Below are 16713 nucleotides of genomic sequence, written 5' to 3'. Positions count from 1 at the left end.
AAACCACCATGGATCGACTGGGCTACACGGCAATGACCGCCGCCAACCGCACGCAGGCTGCCCTGGACGTGCGCGCCAACAACCTTGCCAACGTCAGCACTCCCGGGTTCCGCGCCGACCTCGCGCGTGCCGAGGCGGTGCCGGTAGAGGGGGCCGGCTACGACAGCCGCCACCCGACGCGGCTGCAATCCAGCGGCATCGACCTGAAGCCGGGGCCGCTGATGGCCACCGGGCGCGACCTCGATCTGGCCATCCGTGGCCCCGGGTTGATCGCCGTGCAACTGGCGGATGGCCGGGAGGCCTACACCCGCCATGGCAGCCTGACCGTGGACGCCGCCGGCCGCCTCAGCCTCGGCGGGCGTCCGGTACTGGGGGAGGGTGGGCCGCTCGAACTGCCGCCCTACGACCGCCTGGCCATCGGCAGCGATGGCACGGTGTCGATCCAGCCCCGCGGCGATTACCTGATGGCCGAGGTGGGGCGTATCAAGCGTGTCGATGCCCCCCCTGCCGGCCTGCGCAAGGACGCCAGCGGCCTGCTGGTCACGCTCGATGGCAACCCGGCCGCGGCCAGTGAAACGGTGCAGCTCGCCGCAGGCTACCTGGAGGGCAGCAATGTCTCCGCCATCGAAGAGCTCACCGGCACCTTGAGCCTCAGTCGCCTGTTCGAGACCCAGGTGAAGCTGCTCAAGGCCGCTGACGATCTGGCCGCCAACGGCAATCGCATGATTCGCGGCGCCTGAGCGCGCCGCCTTACCAACAAGGAGAACCTCCATGAGTTCCGCACTCTGGGTCAGCAAGACCGGGCTCGCCGCCCAGGACACCGCCCTCGCGGCGGTGGCCAACAACCTGGCCAACGTCAACACCGTCGGTTTCAAGAGCGACCGCGTGGTGTTCGAGGACCTGTTCTACGCCATCGAGCTGCCGCCTGGCGCCCAGGCCGACCAGGTCAACACCGTGCCCTCGGGCATCCAGCTCGGCAGCGGGGTGCGCGTGGCCGGCACACAGAAAGTCTTCACCGAGGGCAGCATGCAGCCCACCGGTCAGCCCATGGACCTGGCCATCGTCGGGCCGGGTTTCTTCCAGGTGGAGTCGCCCAACGGCGAGACCTGGTACACCGAGAACGGCCAGTTGCAGCTCAATGGCGAAGGCATGCTGGTCAACGCCCAGGGGCTGCCGTTGTTGCCGGCCATCCAGTTGCCCGCCGGCGCCAGCCAATTCACCGTGAGCCGTGACGGCATCGTGACGGTCATGCTCCCCGGCTCTGCCCAGCCCACCGAACTGGGGCAGATCATGCTCGCCAACTTCACCAACCCCGGTGGCCTCGAAGCCCTGGGCGGCAACCTCTATAAGGAGACGGTCGCCAGTGGCGAGGCGGTGGAGGGCGTGCCCGGCCAGGAAGGGCTTGGCGACCTCAAGCAGAAGGTGCTCGAGGGCTCCAACGTGCAGGTGGTGGAGGCTATGGTCAGCATGATCGCCATCCAGCGCGCCTATGAGGCCAACGCCAAGGTGCTGGATGCCGCTTCCGGCATGCAGCAGTTCCTGAACCAGACCGTATGAGGTCGGTGATGCGTGTCCTGCTGCTGCTGTTGCTGCTGCTCGTGACGCTGGCTCTGGCGGGCTGCCAGAGTGCCCAGGAACTGCTGCCGGACGAGAGTTCCTCGGCCTACCAGCCCCCGGCGCTGGACTATGCACGCCCGCCGCCCACTTCCGGCGGGCTGTTCCGCGCCGGCTACGGTGGTTCGCTGTTGCGCGACAAGCGCGCCATCGGTGTCGGCGACATCGTCACCGTGGTGCTGGACGAGTCCACCCAGTCCAGCAAGAGCGCGGGCACCAGCTTCGACAAGAGTTCCTCGTTGAACATCCCGCTGCCGACCCTGCGCAATCGGATCTACAACCGTCTGAACAACCAGGCCAGCGCCGAGCGGGATTTCTCCGGCTCGGCCAAGAGCTCCCAGCAGAACACCCTGCGCGGGGCCATCGCCGTGACCGTGCACCAGGTGCTCCCCGGCGGTGTGCTGCTGGTGAAGGGCGAGAAGGCGCTGCGGCTCAACCAGGGGGACGAGTACATCCGCCTGACCGGGTTGGTGCGCATCGACGACATCGACCGCGATAACCGGGTGTCGTCTCAGCAGGTGGCCAACGCGCGGATCTCCTATGCCGGTCGCGGGGTGCTCAACGACAGCAACAGCGCCGGCTGGCTGACCCGCTTCTTCACGTCCCCTTTGTTCCCCCTCTGATGGAGTGCTCCATGCGCATCTACGCCGCCCTGTTGCTCGGCCTGCTCGGGCTCGCCTGGCAGCCCCTCGGCCGGGCTGTCCCGCTGATGGATCTGGTGGATGTCGAAGGGGTCCGTGACAACCAGTTGCTCGGCTACGGGCTGGTGGTCGGGCTCGACGGCACCGGCGACAAGAACCAGGTCAAGTTCACCAACCAGTCGGTGACCAACATGGTCAAGCAGTTCGGCGTCAACCTGCCGCCGGGAACCGATCCCAAGCTGAAGAACACCGCTGCGGTGATGGTCACCGCCAGCGTGCCGCCCGGCTACGGGCCGGGACAGACGCTGGATGTCACCGTGTCGTCCCTGGGGGATGCCAAGAGCCTGCGGGGCGGCCTGCTGCTGCTTACCCCGTTGCAGGGCATCGACGGCGAGGTCTATGCCGTGGCCCAGGGCAACCTGTTGGTGGGGGGCGTCAAGGCCGAGGGCCAGAGTGGTTCCAGCGTCACCCTGAACAGCCCCACCTCCGGGCTGATCCCCAACGGCGCGAGCCTGGAGCGCAGTATCCCCAGCGACTTCGCCGAGCGCAGCGAGGTGATGCTGAGCCTGCGCGAGCCTGGCTTCCAGAGCGTCAACCAGGTGGTGGAGTCACTCAACCAGCGCTTCGGCACCGGGACGGCCAATGCCTTGTCATCCGCCCGGGTTTCGGTGCGCGCGCCGGTGTCCCCCGGACCCAGGATGGCCTTCATGGCATTGCTTGAAGCGGTGGAGGTGGAGCCCGGGCGGACCCGGCCCAAAGTGGTCTTCAACAGCCGCACCGGCACCGTGGTGGTGGGGCAGGGCGTGCGAGTCAAGGCCGCCGCCGTGGCCCACGGCACCCTCAGCGTGACCATCAGCGAGAACCCCCAGGTCAGCCAGCCGGCGCCGCTGTCCGGTGGGCAGACCACTGTCACGCCCAACTCCGATGTGGGCGTGGAGCAACAGACCAACCCCATGTTCAAGTGGCCCGAGGGCACGACCCTGGAAAGCATCATCGACACGGTCAACCGCCTGGGCGCCACCCCCGACGACATCATGTCCATCCTCCAGGCCCTGCAGCGCGCGGGCGCGCTGAATGCCGAGCTGGTGGTGATCTGAGGAACTCCTGATGACATCGACACTCCCCCCCTCGCTGGCGTCGGCCGGCCAGGCGCTGCGTTCGACGCAGGCGCCCCGGACGCGGCTCCAGGCTGCTTCGGAGGATTTCGAAGCGCTGTTCCTGCAGCAACTGCTCAAGGAGATGCGCAAGGCTGGCGATGTGCTCTCCGAAGGCAGCCCCTTGCGCAGTCGCCAGCTCGATACGCTGCGTGATCTTCATGACGAGGCCTTGGCCCGGCACCTGGCTGGCAGCGGGCAGGCGGGTATCGCCGAGCTGCTGGTCTCGCAACTGGGCGGCGACCCGCCCGACCCGGCGCGCCGGCCTGCGGCACCGCTGGAACGGCTGCCGGCCCCGGTAGCCAGGCCCGTCCACCCTGTCCCGCGTCGGACGCTGGGGGAGTGGTTGGGGGGCGCCGCCGACCTGGTGGCGGGGGTGGCTGCACCCTTGTCGCCGCTGGTTCGAGGCGCTGTCGCGTTCCGTTCGCTGGTGAGCAGTGTGGTCCGCCATGAGTCGGCCGGTGATGCGCGCGCGGTTTCGGCCAAGGGGGCGCTGGGCCTGATGCAACTGATGCCGGGCACTGCCCGGGACATGGCACAGGCCCTGGGGCTGCCATTCGACCTGCAACGGCTGCTGGATGATCCCGACTACAACCTGCGCCTGGGCAGTGCCTACCTGGAGCAGTTGCTGGAGCGCTACGACCAGCAGCCGGCCCTGGCACTGGCTGCTTACAACGCAGGCCCCGGGCGGGTGGATGAGTGGCTGTCGAGCGTCGGTGATCCGCGTCGGGGCGAACTCTCCGTCGAAGCCTGGGTCGACGCCATTCCCTATGCGGAAACCCGTGCCTATACCCGGGGCATCCTCCGCGACCTTAACCGCGCGTCCCCGCCGGTCGCCCCTTCTCCCTCACGGGGCGGCCTGCCGTCCCAATCAGGGGCCTTCGCCCCCAGCATCCGACCCCGGCATGAGGAGAACGACGCGTGAGTCTGATCAGCCAGATCGCCCTGACCGGCCTGCAGGCGAGCCAGATCGCCCTGGCCACCACCGCGCAGAACACGGCCAATCGCAATACCGCCGGCTACAGCCGCCTTCATGCCGTGCTGCAGTCGCGCATGGGGCCGGTGGCCGGACAGGGAGGTGGCGTCGACGTGGCCGCCATCCGTCGCATCGCCGATGGGTTCCAGAACCAGCAACTGTGGCGCGCTGGTGCCGAGCAGCAGTTACATGCCGGCGCGCGGCCCTACTTCCAGGCCGTTGAGAGCCTGGTGGCAGGCGAAGGCACCAGCATCAGCACAGGGCTCGATCGGTTTTTCGGTGCCGTCAGCGAGGCCAGTGCCACACCCTCGTCCCAGGCCCTGCGCCAGCAACTGCTGGTCGAGGCGGGTAACCTGGCACAGCGCTTCAACAGCCTTTCCAGTGGCTTGCAGAACCAGCTCGACGGTCTGATGGGGCAGCGGGAGGCGCTGGTGACGGACATCAACGGAATCACGGCCAACCTGGCGCTGTTGAACCGCCGCATCATCGAGACGAAGGCACTCGGCGGTGACGTGGCCACCCTGCAGGACCACCGCGACGAAGTGGTCAAGGCTCTCGGTCAGCACGTCCAGTTACGCACCCTGGAAACCCCGGACGGTGCCTACGACATCACCCTGGCCAGCGGTCAGCCGCTGGTGATCGGTGATACCGCGAGCCACCTGGAAGTGGTTCGCGACGCTGACAACCAGCAGCACATCGAGCTGCAGTTCGCCGGCACCCGCGCCGGCCTGTCCCCCAAGGGGCTCGGTGGCACCCTGGGAGCGTTGCATGTCACCGAAACACAGTTGCTGCGCCCTAACCAGGCGCTGCTGCGGGAGATGGCCGGGCAGTTCGCCGAGCAGGTCAACGACGTGCTGGCTGACGGCTTCGACCGCCAGGGCAACCCGGGCCAGGCGCTGTTCCGCTTCGAGCCGGGCAGCGTCAGCCAATTGCTCACGTTGACGGGCATCGGGCCTGACCAGTTGGCCTTCTCCGATGCTCCCGGCGAGGCCGGCAACAACCGCACGCTGCTCGCGCTGTACGAGGTGCGTCGGCAGCCTGTTGTCCTGGGGGGCTCGCCCACCACCTTCCACGACGCCTATGCCGGCCTGGTCGGCCAGGTGGCCAGCGCCAGCCGGCAGAACCAGGACGACCTCGCCGCCGCGACCGAAGTCACCCGCCAGGCCCAGGCGTTGCGCGATGGCACCAGTGCGGTCAATGGCGACGAAGAGGCGGCCAACCTGATCGCCTACCAGCAGGCCTACCAGGCCAACATGAAGGTGATCGCCACCGCCAACACCCTGTTCGACGCCATGCTGGCGAGCTTCTGAGGACCTGCCATGCGCATCACCAATGTCCAGACCAGAGCCCTGATGAGCGAGGCACTCAACCGCAATGGCCTCGAGATCGGCCGGCTGATGCAGCAGATGAGCACCAACCAGCGCCTGCTGCAGCCGTCCGATGACCCCATCGCCAGCATCCGCCTGATGCGCAATGCGCGGGAGCAGGCGAGCCTGGCTCAGTACCACATCAACATCGACAGCGTGTCGTCGAGCCTCTCGGCCCAGGAAACCCAACTGCGGTCGGTTTCCAACGCCATGATCAGCGTGCGCGACATGCTGCTCTGGGCGCGCAATGGCACCCATTCGGAGCAGGACCTGGGCGCCATCGCCGGGGAGATGAAGAACCTCGAAGGCCTCATGGCCAACCTGCTCAACAGCCGCAACGAGGACGGGCGTTACCTGTTCTCCGGCACCCTTGTCGACCAGCCGGCCCTGCTGCAGGACCCCGCCACCGGCCAGTACCGGGCCGGTGGCAACGCCAGCATCCGCCAGGCAACGGTGGGCAACGAGGTGCTGATCGACGAGAACGTCACCCTGCTGGGCATGCTCGGCCCCGATCTCAAGGTGCTCAACGATCTGCACGCGCTGGGCAAGGCCTTCCTGGCTCCTGGCATGCAGAGCGGTGACCCGGCCCTGGTGAAGCAGATCGGGGAGCTGCTCGATGTACTGGACACCAGCCACGACGGCGTGCTCGCTGCCATCACCGAGCTGGGCGGCCGACAAGGCACGCTGAGCCTGCTGACCCAGGCCAACGAGGAGCGCTCGCTGGTCAACAAGCAACTTGAGTACGACCTGTCGCACCTGGACTACCCCAGCGCACTGCTGGACCTGGAGAACTACAAGGTCACCATCAAGGCCAGCCAGAAAACCTTCCTGGCCATCCAGGACCTTTCGCTGTTCAACCTGCTCTGATAACGAGACCGCCCGATGAAGGTCGATCCCCCGAAGTTGTCACCCACCCTCACGCCGCCGCCTCGGGAGCGCCAACAGACGGCAGTGGCCCAGCCCGCTGTCGCACCGGCAGCGGTGTCGCCGGAGCGGCCGAGCATCCGTGGCAAAGCTCAGCGCTCACCCAGCCAGCCGCCCGCGTTCAACCTGCAGTTGAACCAGCAACTGAGCCAGATGCAGGCCACCGAACACTACCTGGGGGAACTGGTAGGGCATCTGGAGCAACTCAAGCTCAACCTGGGGCGAGAACTGGCGTCTTCGCTGCCGTCCGACCGCGAGACCTTGCGCGAGACCATCCGCGACGTGAATGCGCTGCTGCGGAGGCGGGGCGCACGCACGGGGCAGTCCCTGGACGCCGACCTGCGCTTGCGACTGGGGGAGCCGGTACGTAGCCGCTTCCGCCTGGAGGGGCTGGATTCCCTGGAGGCCATCCAGGCCGCCGGTCGCGAGACCCTGGTGTTCAGCTTCTCCCGTCAGCCGGGCGAAGCCCTGGCGGTGGTGCTCGATGAAGGGCTTGCGCCGGAACAGGTGCTCCGGCGCTTCAATCAGGGGCTCGGCCCTGCCGGGTTGCGGGCTGAACTCGATAGCGAGGGCAGCCTGCGCTTCAGTGCCAGCGAAACCCAGTGGCAGGTGTTGCAGGACCAACTGCAGGTGCAGGGGGAGGGTGGCCTGTTTCCACGAGCCCGGCGCAGCCTGGCCGGTCATGAGGAAGGCTGGCAGTCCCTGGCCGAACCAGACGGGCAGGGCCACCGCGAACTGCGCAGTCTGCTCGACACGGTGCTGGGCATACTGGAACGCATCGAGCGCCTGCGGGACCAACTGGCCAAGCGCCAGGACGGGATTCGCCAGTTCCTGGCCCATGCCGAGACCCGCAACGAGCGCCAGTGGGCCCAGTCATTCGCCCGCTCCCTGTTCGACCTCATGAGCCGAGGCTCCGACTCCTACGGGGCTGTGGCCCAGGCGGTCGTTGCCCAGGCCCAGCTCTCACGCTTCACCGTGGTCAGCCTGCTGGCCTGATGTCCCGCCTTGCCCGCCCCGGTGTTTGAGCCGCGCCGGGTGCGGGATTTTTTATCGCAGGGACACGGCTGCCAGGATGGAGCCCCCGCCACCCCGCCACCCTGCTGTCTTTGCTGCATAACCCACCCCCGCCGCCATATACGCGCTCATAGGCCAGGTTGCGACGGTCGACGACATCAATGCGCTCTACCCAGACCTCCATAGGCCGTGGCGCGCCTGCGCCGATGTGCCAGGTGGGATAGGGCCGGCGTGGGGCGTTGCCGGCACAGCCGTTCAGCGGTACTTCGAACTTCACTGCCGCTTCATGCCAGGCGTCGGGCCACTTTCGACAGGTTGTCGTAAACCTTGCGATCCAAGGCCCGGGCGGCCATCCCGCGCTCGTTGGGCACCATGCCCCGTTCATGCGTGGGCTGGGCCGCGCGCCAGGCGATGGGCCTGAGATGGCCGTCGCCAGACAGGCCCCACCTCATGAGGCGGTCGGCTTGCTTCAAGGTCCGTTGTCAGGCCGGGCTGTGCTCCAGGGAGCGCCGGGGCGTGACCAGGGTGACTTCCGGTTGCGTGAGCAACGGTCTGTCCAGTGCAACTGGGAGGACGGAGCCTGACCGTTTGCATCAAGGCGATTTCCTCAGGGGCTTCCGGGCATGTGGTAGGCAAGGGCGCTTTTTCTTCACCTTGCAGCCTCTGGCGATTCAGAAAAGAAGGGCTTCGCGCTCACTCCCTGGGTGATCGCTTCATAGCGCCTGGATGGGAAGAGGGCGGAAGTGGACGTTCCGCCAGGTCGTTGTCCGGCTTTGTCATGCCTTCCCCCCTGAAACGCTGGAGGCCTTGTGCTCCGTGGCTTTCAGGGGTTGGCATCAGCCTTGCTCTAGTGCTGGTCACCCTTGCCAGTTCAATGGAGCAGACCAATGAATATCGATTCCGACTACGCCCGCCAGGAGGCCCTCAAGTTGGCCACGCTGGGCATCCAAGCGGCCCAGTCGCGAGCCACTCGCAGCCAGAGGGCCTATCGCGCCCAAGGGGATGCACTGGCGAATCTCGACAAGGCCTTGCGCACCTTCAGTACGGCGATCCGCGAGTTCAAGGGCGAATCCCGCCCGGTCCTCACCAATGAGGCGGTGTTCAGCCAGGAAGGACGCGCCAGCGCCACGATCGGGGCCAACGCCAGCAGCGGGCGCTACAGCTTTTTCGTTGAGCGTCTGGCCAGTACGCATCAACTGGCCCTGGAAGGGTTGACGGCTGAGGGCATCGGCACCCAGGGGGTGCTGACCCTGGAGCAGGGTGGCAAGTCCTACAGCCTCGACCTGGCCACGGTGGACCGAGATGGCGATGGCCTCAACAGCCCCGATGAGTTGCAGCAGGCGCTGACCACGACCCTTGCCGCGAGTGGCATCAGCACCGCGCTGGTCCGTGCCGATGGCAAGTTGTCCCTGATGGTCAGCGCCCGGGAAAGTGGCGCTGCCCAGGCGGTGTCGCTTTCCCTGCAGGGGGGCTCCGGAACGGCCCTGGCTTCGGCTGTGGCCGCTCCGCGTGTGCTCTCCCAGGCGCTGGATGCACAGGTCCGCCTGGGCGGTGAGGACGGCTTGTTGCTGACCCGCCCGAGCAATCACTTCGAGGATGTCGTGGAGGGGCTTTCGCTGACCTTCAGCCAGGTGCATCGGCCCGGAGAAAGCCCTTTGCAGGTCACCGTCCGCCGGGACGAAAAGGGCACCCGGGAGCGCGTCCAGGGGTTCGTCGATGCCGTCAACAGCTTGCTGGGCAGCTTCGACAGCCTGACGGCCAGTGGTGGAAACGATGGCAGTGTGCGGGGCCCACTGGCCGGCGACGCCACGGTCCGCAGCATCGAAGGGCGCATCAATGCGCTGCTGCGTAACGGCTTCGGTGGCCGGAGCCTGGTGGATTTCGGCATCAGTGCCGACCGCAACGGCAAGCTCACCCTGAACAGCACGCGACTGGAGAAGGCCTTGTCCGAGCAGCCCGACGAGCTGGACAAGCTGTTTCGCGAGCCCGGCCGGCTGGTGGACAGCCTGGAGCGCAGCCTTACGCCCTACACCGGCAGCACCGGCTTGCTGAAGAGCCGCCGCGAGGCCGTCGCCAGCAACCTGCGCCGCATGGACGGGGTTCTGGAAGGGGTGCAACGGCAGTTCGACACCCTCTATCAGCGCTACCTGCGGCAGTACTCGGCACTGGTGCAAGCCAGTTCGTCGATGCAGGGGACCGGAGGGCTGTTCGAATGAACGGATTCGACCTGGACGACAGCTACGGTGGCTACCGCACCGTGGACCTCGAAGCCCGCACGGCGGCGGCCGCGCCCTACGAACTGGTGCTGGTGCTGTTCGACGGCCTGCTGGACGAACTGGCCCGCGCACGTGGCCACATCGAGGCGCGCCAGTATCAACAGAAGGGCCAGTCCCTGGAGAAGTGCCTGAACATCCTCAACGGCCTGTCCAGCGCCCTCGACTACGAAGGCGGTGGCGAACTGGTAGAGGGGCTCGCGCGACTCTACGACTACTGCATTTACCGCCTTGCCGACGTCAGCGTGACCCTCTCTCTGGAGGGGCTGGATGAAGTGGTGTGCCTGCTCGGCGTGCTGCGTGAAGGCTGGGAGGGTGTGAATGCCGCTCGCCACTGAACACCGCCGCCTCGCCGCCCTGGCCGACCGCATGGTGCAGGTGCTCAGCATTCGTCAGTGGGACGCCCTGGCGCCCCTGGATGCGGAAATTGCCGCCTGCCTCATCAGGCTACGGCGCCTGGGCCACGCCGGAGTCGGCGACTGCCTGGTGTGCCGGCGCATGCAGCGGCTGCACCAGCAGGCACAGCGTGAATGCGCTGCCGCCCTGCGCCATCTGGAACGGCAACTGAGCCATGACCTGGACGCTGCCGAAGGGCGCCATGCCTACCTGACCAACGACTGCCAAACCGGAGCTTGAACCCATGGATATCAACCTTCTGGTGCCGCCCCCTGCGGGCGCGGCGCAACCCTCCGTCTTGCCGGCTGTTGCCCAGCCGGCCGGTGAAACTCCCGTGACCGCAGAGGTGTGGGACCCGATCCTGGCGGCGCTCGGCCCGTCCGAAGCGTCGGTGCAGCCGGCGCCGACCCTGCCTGGGGTAGAGCGCGAAGAGGATGCTGTCGAGTTCGTCGACGCTGCCTTTTTGCTGGCCCTGCTCCAGGGGCAGCGGACCCAGGGTGCAAACCTGCAGGCTCCCCCAGTACGGGCACAGGCCGCACGGGTGGACGATGCCCTGGCAGAACGCTTGTCGCTGTCGCGCCGGCGTGTCGCGGCAGCAGTGGAAGCCGCATCTGCACTGCCCGATAGGCCCGAGCAGAGAGTTGGGCTCAAGCCGGAGCCGCTCGCCATCGAGCGGGCGGATACCCCCGGACGTACGCCAGCCACTGAGACGGTGCTGCGCGAGCCGCTCCCCGAGCCGCTCCGGCTTGCGCCTCAGGTCGCAAGCCCACTCCAGGTAGCCGATGCCCAGCCGGAACGCCCACTGGAGCGCACGCTGCACCTGGCCGGACCCCAGGCGCGCTGGGGGGAGCAGATGCTCCAGGCCTTGCGTGAGAGTGTGGAGCTGCAACTTGGCCAGCGCAGCCAGAGCGCACGGCTGCGGCTGGAGCCGGCCGAACTGGGCAGCCTGGATATCGTCCTGCGCCAGGAGGGGGGGCAGCTCAGCGTGCAGATCGCCGCATCCCAGGGGGATGTCGCGCGCCTGCTGCAACAGGGCAGCGAGCGCTTGCGCATGGACCTGGCCGGCCAGCAGGGCCTGCCGGTCAGCGTCTCGGTGTTCGCCGAAGGCGGTTTCAGCCAATCCGATCGCGATCGACGTGGGCGCGACGAAGCCGCCCATGCGCTGGCGATCCACGCCAATCCCCTCGACACCCATCGCCAGGACTCCCGCCAACCCGGCCGGGACGATGTGCTGGCCACCGTCTGATTCCATGAGAGAGGTCCCATGTCCACCAATCGTTTGATCCTGCTGGTCTGCGTGCTCAACGTCCTGGCCGTTGCCGCTGGTGTCGCTGTTAACCATTGGTTGCTGCAGTCGGCCCTCGTTTCACAAAAGCCGGGCGCCGAGTCGCGCAAAGCCAACAACAAGAAGAAGGCCGAGCCCTCTGTCGAGTTCGTCTTCCTGCCGGTGGAAAAAATCATCCTCAGCCTCCCTGGACGCGACCGTGAGTACTACTTCGTGCTCGATGTGGTGCTCCAGGGCCCGGCCGGTACCGACAAGAAAAAGCTCGAGCAGGTGGTGCCGATGGTCCGCAGCTCGGTCGCTGCCAACCTATCCAGCCTGCAGGCCGACGAGCTTCGCGCGCTGGGCTTCGAGGCCCTGCGCCAACGCCTCGTGGAAGGGCTCAACGCTGATTTCGCTACGCAGAATGCAGCCAAGCCTTTCGACAACCTGCTGATCAGCAAGCTGATTGCCCAATGAGGTCGCCCCATGCATGCCACCCTTCCGCTCGATAACGACAACACCGATTTCACCGTCAGTTCGCGACGCCACTCCCCGGAAGCGGAGCAACGCTGGCTGTTGCAGTACCTGCCGCTGGTCAAGCGCATCGTTCGCCAACTCGCTCTGCAGGCCAGCCAGGTGATGGACCGCGAAGACATGGAACAGATCGGTCTGATGGGGCTGCTGGAAGGGCTGCGCCGCTACGGCGAACCCGATGCCCAGTTCCCCCGGTTTGCCGCCCTGCGTATCCGTGGCGCGATCCTCGATGAGCTGCGGCGCCTGGACTGGCGTCCGCGCCAACTGCGGCAGCAGACCCACCGGATACGGGACACCATCCGCGCCCTGGCCCGGCAGTTGGGGCGGGTGCCCCGGGAGGCAGAGATCCTCGCTGCCACCGGAATGGACATCTCCGCCTACCAGGAACACCTGCGGGCGGAGTGCGGCGAGGCCATCGAGAGCCTGGACGTGTTGCTGCAGGAGCAGCACCTGCAATTCGCCGGCGAGACGCCGGGGCCGGAGGCGCGCGTGCTGCAGGAGCGCCTGCTGACTCAGGCGCTGGCCCAACTCAGCGAGCGTGAGCGCCTGGTGCTGACCCTCTACTACCAGCAGGACCTGAGCCTGAAGGAAATCGCCCTGGTGCTGGAGGTCACGGATGCCCGTGTCTGCCAGCTCGTCAAGCAGGCACTCGGCCGTGCCTGCCAATTCCTCACTGAAGCGGCCTAGGTCACGACCATGCAGAAAGTAATCGGAAGTCTGATCATCGTGGCCTGTGTGCTGGGGGGCTATGCCATGGCCCATGGCGACATGCGTACCCTCTGGCAGCCGGCGGAGATGGTGATCATTCTCGGCGCTGCGCTGGGTGCGCTGATCGTCGCCAACCCCAAGGAGGTGTTGGTGGAGATGGTCTCCCAGTTGAAAACGGTGTTTGTCCAGGGCGCGCGGGGCGAGGAGTTCCAGCGCCAACTGCTGATGCTGCTCTACGAACTGCTGGAGATGGTGGATGCCGGCGGCCTGAAGGTGCTCGACGAGCACATCGAGGACCCGGAGCAAAGTGAGCTGTTCGCCCGCTACCCACTGATCCTGCGGGAGGAGCACCTGATGTTCTTCATCGCTGACAACTTCCGCCTGATGGCCATGGGCAAGATCAGCGCCCATGAGCTGGAGGGCTTCCTGGAGCAGGAGCTGGAGGCGATGGAGCACGCACTGCTGCAGCCTTCCAAGTCGCTGCACAAGGTGGGGGAGGCGATGCCGGGCTTCGGCATCCTCGCGGCGATCATGGGGATCATCATCACCATGGGCAGCATCGGCGGCTCGGTGGCCGATATCGGCAACCACGTTGCCGCCGCCCTGGTGGGCACCTTCCTCGGCATCTTCTTCTGCTACTGCCTGATGGACCCGCTGAGCAATGCCATGGGCCAGCGGGTGAAGACCGAACTGTCGGCGTTGGAATGCGTGCGCACCACCCTGGTCGCTCATGTGGCCGGCAAGCCCACGCTGTTGGCGGTGGACGCCGGGCGCAAGCTCATCGAGCAGGACGTGAAGCCGCCGTTCAAGCAACTGGAGACCTGGGTCAACCAGTATGAAGAGGAGCGCAATCAAGCATGAGCCGCAATGCCAAGAAGGCCGACGGCCATGAGGTGATCATCAAGCGCAAGGGCAAGAAGGGGCGCCACGACGAGCACAGTGGTGCCTGGAAGGTGGCCTTTGCGGACTTCACCCTGGCGATGATGGCGTTGTTCATGGTGCTGTGGATCGTTCAGCCTCAGGCCCGCTCGCAGAGCCCCAGTGCAGGCGACCTGATGCTCAATCCCATCATTGACGGCGGTGTCGGCGTGTTCGATGGCACCAGCCGGCTGCCGCTGGACCTGGAGGGGCGCCCAGCGTCCCAGGCACCTCGCCGCGAGACGGCGGACAAGCCCGAACAAGCACCCGCCCGCAAGGCTGAGGCAACGCCGGTCGAACGCACCGCCGAGCGCGACCACAAGGAGCCCGGGGACGCTCCGCAGTCGTTCCGAACGGTCGAAGATCTGGAGCGCCTGGCGCAGGTGATCCGCGATATGGCCAGCCAGGTGGGCGCCCTGGCGAACATCGAGGTGGAGGTGGTGCCCCAGGGGCTTCGCATCGTCATCCATGACGATCAGCAGCGCGCGATGTTCGCTCGGGGCAGCGCGCGCCTGGAGCCTCACTTCCTCGATCTCCTGACTGCCCTGGCGAAGGTTCTGGTGGGGGTGGAGAATCGCGTGATCATCAGCGGCCACACCGATGCCGTGCCCTATCGGCAGCCCGGTTATGACAATTGGCACCTGTCAGGAGACCGCGCCCTCCAGGCGCGCAATGCGCTCATGGCCGGCGGGCTGCCCGTGCAGCGCCTGCTGCAGGTTTCGGCCCAGGCCGATGTGATGCCGGTACGCCCGGAGGACCCAGAGGATGGCGCCAATCGTCGTATCGAAGTCCTGCTGCTGACCGAGCACGCCGAGCGGTTGTACCGGGAACTTTTCGGGGACGGCTACGCACAGGCGCGCATGAGTGCCGAGGGGGTGCGCTTTCAGGGGCCGGCCAACCCCTGAACGGAGGAGGCGACTGCCGGCGGTGATGGCTGGCCCGGGAAGGGGCAGATCACTCGGTGGGTCTCGATACCGTAGTAGCACCCTGCGACCGGCATGACATGCACCCGGGCGCCCGGCTGGGTGTGGCGCAGCAGGGTGTAGGCCAACTGGCCGTCCACCGCATGGGGGTCGCCGGCTACCCCGCCATGCTCCACCTGCACCTCGATTTCCCCCAACAGGCCTACCTCCACACGCCCGGCGACCACCAGGACGCCGGTGTCGTCCTGCTTGATCGTCGAATAGAAGCGACCGTCGTGCAGCATCGAGGTGTGGGCGATGGGCAGCACCCGACCATCGGCCAGCACGGCTTCGCCCTGGACCTTGTAGCAGGCCGTGCCAGGCAGTACGGGCTGACGCTGCCAGGCGGCCATTCCCGCTGCTGCGAGCAGGCTCAGCGCCAGCAGGGGCAGGGCCTGGCGCAGCGTGCGGTCAGCGTGCCGGATCATTCAAGGCACCTCCGCCACTGCACATCGGCAACCTGCCCGACCTGATCCTCATGGATCATCAGCCAGTTCGCCCTGCCGTCGGGTTGCAGGCAGATCACCTCATAGAAGTGCGAGCTGCTGTACATCAGCAGTTCGGCCGGGCGGGTCGCCACGCGTTCGAGCTGGCTGCGCAAGAGCAGGGCGTTGCGTTTGAGCTCGGCCATCTGACGCGGGCTGCCCTCCACCAGCAGGAGGTTCAACTGACCCAGGCGCAGCTTCTCCGTGACCATCTTGCGTTGCTCGTGCGGCTTATAGACCTGTACCGCACCGACCAATGTCAGTCCCAGCACGCTCGCTCCCACTGCCAGACTCAATCGCTGCTTCCAGCCTCCGGCGACAGGCCGGCCGAATCTCCTGGAGGGGGATGGGTCAGGCAGGGAGGGCGCGGGGTCTTCCAGGGGGGGCGTGATCAGCGCCGTCGAGACGGCCGCGGGTACGCCGGGCTCCTCAGAGGGTGTCGTATCGGCGTCGTGCACGATCTGCAGCAGGTAGCCGGGGTTGAACATGTAGCCCCGGCGGGGCAGCGTCTGGATGATCTCGCGCTGCCGTTCGTCATGCAGCAGCTGGCGCAGGGTGTAGATCTGCTGGTTGAGACTGCCCTGGCTCACCACACGGTCATGCCAGGCGTATTGCAGCAGTTCGTCGCGGGATACCACTTCACCAGGGGATTGCAGTAAGCGTTCCAGCACGCGACTTCCGGAAAAGCCCAGCTCGATCCGTTCCTCCTGGTCGGCCTGGATCAGCGAGAGCTGAAAGCGCAGCGGCTGGAAGCAAATCTGGCAGTCTTTACGACCTGTTCGTAAGTAGATGCAAGGCATAGGTTCTCCACTCATTTTTATTGTTCTATCCATGGGTAGGTAGAATCTGACATCTCGGTCGGAACTGCTCAGGATTGCCGCGATGAGGGTGGAATTATTGACTGTTTGATCAGGTATTTGTGATGCGGGATTATTCCCCGTGGTTGTGGAAATTTCTTATTGATCGGTAGGAATTGAAATTTAGTTCCACGTATAGAGGAAAGTGATGACCAGCCCAGGCGTTTATTGCTCATTGCCTGGCTGATCTGTTGCTGGGCGAGGGGGCAGGGGAGCCCAGCCCTGGGAGGCGGGAAGCGCGTTGGCAGGCCGTTGAACGAACGTGGATGAGGCAGCCGATACAAGGTGAAGACGGCCGGAGTATCGCAGTTCATGTGGAGTGGGTAAGCATTTTTGAGCGCGCGTTCAGCGCCGCTGCAGCCACGTAACGGGTTCTTCATAAACCAGTTTGGTGGTGGTTTTGGGGGCAGTGCCGTACCCCGGGCAGGTGCTTACGAATGCTTGGAAATCAGGCGTGATCAGTTTGCTTTGTATGTTGTAGGTTTTTTCTATTTATAAGCAGATCTGCAGGAAAGTCTGTTGGTTCGACTCTGGTTATCGCCTCAACCTCTCGCCTGCGCAGTAGGAGGGGCATGAGCCCTGCCTGGCTTGGCGAGCGGTCGGCAGAGCCCGTCAGCCAAAAAAAA

At 66.1% G+C, this 16713-nt stretch carries 18 protein-coding genes; 16 read left to right on the top strand and 2 right to left on the bottom strand.

From position 1 onward, the window contains the following. Positions 1-8: 8 nt before the first annotated feature. The 16 genes from A9G05_RS06510 to A9G05_RS06435 all read left to right on the top strand — a co-directional run bounded on the left by A9G05_RS06510 (position 9) and on the right by A9G05_RS06435 (position 14688). Positions 9-740, top strand: a complete 732-nt coding sequence (locus A9G05_RS06510; RefSeq protein ID WP_069560192.1) for a flagellar basal body rod protein FlgF — start codon at positions 9-11, stop codon at positions 738-740. Positions 741-771: 31 nt separating this feature from the next. Then, positions 772-1557, top strand: coding sequence for a flagellar basal-body rod protein FlgG (gene flgG / locus A9G05_RS06505; RefSeq protein WP_069560191.1), 786 nt, complete (start codon positions 772-774; stop codon positions 1555-1557). An 8-nt stretch (positions 1558-1565) separates the two neighbouring features. Beyond that, entirely contained in the window at positions 1566-2237 is a 672-nt protein-coding gene (flgH, locus tag A9G05_RS06500; RefSeq protein ID WP_069560190.1) for a flagellar basal body L-ring protein FlgH, read from the top strand. Between the two features lie 11 nt (positions 2238-2248). Then, entirely contained in the window at positions 2249-3352 is a 1104-nt protein-coding gene (locus A9G05_RS06495) for a flagellar basal body P-ring protein FlgI (RefSeq protein ID WP_069560189.1), read from the top strand. 10 nt (positions 3353-3362) lie between these two features. Beyond that, entirely contained in the window at positions 3363-4334 is a 972-nt protein-coding gene (locus tag A9G05_RS06490; protein ID WP_069560188.1) for a transglycosylase SLT domain-containing protein, read from the top strand. Further along, positions 4331-5695, top strand: coding sequence for a flagellar hook-associated protein FlgK (gene flgK / locus A9G05_RS06485; RefSeq protein WP_069560187.1), 1365 nt, complete (start codon positions 4331-4333; stop codon positions 5693-5695). The genes A9G05_RS06490 and flgK overlap by 4 nt, the downstream gene beginning before the upstream one ends. Before the next feature lie 9 nt (positions 5696-5704). After that, on the top strand, positions 5705-6619 hold the full coding sequence (gene flgL, locus A9G05_RS06480) for a flagellar hook-associated protein FlgL (protein ID WP_069560186.1): 915 nt from the start codon (positions 5705-5707) through the stop codon (positions 6617-6619). Between the two features lie 15 nt (positions 6620-6634). After that, positions 6635-7672, top strand: a complete 1038-nt coding sequence (locus A9G05_RS06475; protein ID WP_069560185.1) for a hypothetical protein — start codon at positions 6635-6637, stop codon at positions 7670-7672. Positions 7673-8577: 905 nt separating this feature from the next. Continuing rightward, positions 8578-9906, top strand: coding sequence for a flagellar filament capping protein FliD (fliD, locus tag A9G05_RS06470; protein ID WP_069560184.1), 1329 nt, complete (start codon positions 8578-8580; stop codon positions 9904-9906). Beyond that, on the top strand, positions 9903-10301 hold the full coding sequence (gene fliS / locus A9G05_RS06465) for a flagellar export chaperone FliS (RefSeq protein ID WP_069560183.1): 399 nt from the start codon (positions 9903-9905) through the stop codon (positions 10299-10301). Before fliD ends, fliS begins: the two co-directional genes overlap by 4 nt. Next, positions 10285-10599, top strand: a complete 315-nt coding sequence (locus A9G05_RS06460) for a hypothetical protein (protein ID WP_069560182.1) — start codon at positions 10285-10287, stop codon at positions 10597-10599. Before fliS ends, A9G05_RS06460 begins: the two co-directional genes overlap by 17 nt. 4 nt (positions 10600-10603) lie before the next feature. Further along, positions 10604-11605 (top strand): flagellar hook-length control protein FliK, encoded by a 1002-nt coding sequence (locus A9G05_RS06455; RefSeq protein WP_069560181.1) that lies wholly within the window; start codon positions 10604-10606, stop codon positions 11603-11605. 18 nt (positions 11606-11623) lie between these two features. After that, on the top strand, positions 11624-12100 hold the full coding sequence (locus A9G05_RS06450; protein ID WP_069560180.1) for a flagellar basal body-associated FliL family protein: 477 nt from the start codon (positions 11624-11626) through the stop codon (positions 12098-12100). A gap of 9 nt (positions 12101-12109) precedes the next feature. Next, positions 12110-12844 carry a FliA/WhiG family RNA polymerase sigma factor gene (locus A9G05_RS06445; RefSeq protein WP_069560179.1) on the top strand — a complete coding sequence of 245 codons (735 nt, stop codon included), beginning with the start codon at positions 12110-12112 and terminating at the stop codon, positions 12842-12844. Between the two features lie 9 nt (positions 12845-12853). Beyond that, complete coding sequence (gene motA, locus A9G05_RS06440; RefSeq protein WP_069560178.1) at positions 12854-13726, top strand: flagellar motor stator protein MotA; 873 nt, start codon at positions 12854-12856, stop codon at positions 13724-13726. Continuing rightward, positions 13723-14688: an OmpA family protein gene (locus A9G05_RS06435; protein WP_069560177.1), complete on the top strand. Its 966-nt coding sequence runs from the start codon at positions 13723-13725 to the stop codon at positions 14686-14688. The genes motA and A9G05_RS06435 overlap by 4 nt, the downstream gene beginning before the upstream one ends. Here A9G05_RS06435 and A9G05_RS06430 read toward each other — a convergent pair. Then, a complete protein-coding gene (locus A9G05_RS06430) occupies positions 14667-15173 on the bottom strand; it encodes a hypothetical protein (RefSeq protein ID WP_069560176.1) in 507 nt (168 codons plus the stop codon). The two genes, A9G05_RS06435 and A9G05_RS06430, sit on opposite strands and share 22 nt — an antisense overlap. After that, positions 15170-16030, bottom strand: coding sequence for a winged helix-turn-helix domain-containing protein (locus A9G05_RS06425; protein ID WP_165664510.1), 861 nt, complete (start codon positions 16028-16030; stop codon positions 15170-15172). Before A9G05_RS06425 ends, A9G05_RS06430 begins: the two co-directional genes overlap by 4 nt. Positions 16031-16713 lie beyond the last annotated feature (683 nt).

The sequence above is a fragment of the Pseudomonas sp. ENNP23 genome, assembly GCF_001728945.1.
GTDB lineage: Bacteria > Pseudomonadota > Gammaproteobacteria > Pseudomonadales > Pseudomonadaceae > Metapseudomonas > Metapseudomonas otitidis.
This window is presented reverse-complemented; position numbering and strand designations above follow the sequence as displayed.

Bases quoted from the DNA above. Each gene is read 5' to 3' on its own strand.
- A9G05_RS06510 (WP_069560192.1), top strand. From the start codon at position 9: ATGGATCGACTGGGCTACACGGCAATGACCGCCGCCAACCGCACGCAG.
- flgG (WP_069560191.1), top strand. From the start codon at position 772: ATGAGTTCCGCACTCTGGGTCAGCAAGACCGGGCTCGCCGCCCAGGAC.
- flgH (WP_069560190.1), top strand. From the start codon at position 1,566: ATGCGTGTCCTGCTGCTGCTGTTGCTGCTGCTCGTGACGCTGGCTCTG.
- A9G05_RS06495 (WP_069560189.1), top strand. From the start codon at position 2,249: ATGCGCATCTACGCCGCCCTGTTGCTCGGCCTGCTCGGGCTCGCCTGG.
- A9G05_RS06490 (WP_069560188.1), top strand. From the start codon at position 3,363: ATGACATCGACACTCCCCCCCTCGCTGGCGTCGGCCGGCCAGGCGCTG.
- flgL (WP_069560186.1), top strand. From the start codon at position 5,705: ATGCGCATCACCAATGTCCAGACCAGAGCCCTGATGAGCGAGGCACTC.
- A9G05_RS06475 (WP_069560185.1), top strand. From the start codon at position 6,635: ATGAAGGTCGATCCCCCGAAGTTGTCACCCACCCTCACGCCGCCGCCT.
- fliD (WP_069560184.1), top strand. From the start codon at position 8,578: ATGAATATCGATTCCGACTACGCCCGCCAGGAGGCCCTCAAGTTGGCC.
- fliS (WP_069560183.1), top strand. From the start codon at position 9,903: ATGAACGGATTCGACCTGGACGACAGCTACGGTGGCTACCGCACCGTG.
- A9G05_RS06460 (WP_069560182.1), top strand. From the start codon at position 10,285: ATGCCGCTCGCCACTGAACACCGCCGCCTCGCCGCCCTGGCCGACCGC.
- A9G05_RS06455 (WP_069560181.1), top strand. From the start codon at position 10,604: ATGGATATCAACCTTCTGGTGCCGCCCCCTGCGGGCGCGGCGCAACCC.
- A9G05_RS06450 (WP_069560180.1), top strand. From the start codon at position 11,624: ATGTCCACCAATCGTTTGATCCTGCTGGTCTGCGTGCTCAACGTCCTG.
- A9G05_RS06445 (WP_069560179.1), top strand. From the start codon at position 12,110: ATGCATGCCACCCTTCCGCTCGATAACGACAACACCGATTTCACCGTC.
- motA (WP_069560178.1), top strand. From the start codon at position 12,854: ATGCAGAAAGTAATCGGAAGTCTGATCATCGTGGCCTGTGTGCTGGGG.
- A9G05_RS06435 (WP_069560177.1), top strand. From the start codon at position 13,723: ATGAGCCGCAATGCCAAGAAGGCCGACGGCCATGAGGTGATCATCAAG.
- A9G05_RS06430 (WP_069560176.1), bottom strand. From the start codon at position 15,173: ATGATCCGGCACGCTGACCGCACGCTGCGCCAGGCCCTGCCCCTGCTG.
- A9G05_RS06425 (WP_165664510.1), bottom strand. From the start codon at position 16,030: ATGCCTTGCATCTACTTACGAACAGGTCGTAAAGACTGCCAGATTTGC.